At 58.5% G+C, this 272-nt stretch carries 1 protein-coding gene; it reads right to left on the bottom strand.

All coding sequences use genetic code 11. The features are described 5' to 3' along the window. Positions 1-193, bottom strand: a 193-nt coding sequence (locus A3754_RS24510) for a nitrilase-related carbon-nitrogen hydrolase (protein ID WP_304439871.1), incomplete at its 3' end; no start/stop codon positions are given. Positions 194-272 lie beyond the last annotated feature (79 nt).

Here is a 272-nt window from a genome sequence, read left to right on the forward strand (position 1 = left end):
GGCCGGGGATGGGTTCGGCCAGATCAAAGACGCGGGTGTCTTCGGTCTGACAGAAATACAGGCTGCGGTGTAATTCCTGCAGTAGCACCAGCTCCGCGCCCTGGGCGGCGGCCTCGCGCACCTGCGACAGGGAATGATCCAGGTTGGCTTGCAGGTCGGCGGTGTTTGTTTGCTGGATAACGGCAACACGCATGGGCATTTTCCTTGTACTGGGCTGGCTGGGCTCAGTGTTGAATAGATAATTAAAGCGCGCCTTGCGGCAATTGCATGGT

The organism is Alcanivorax sp. HI0083, from assembly GCF_001635175.1.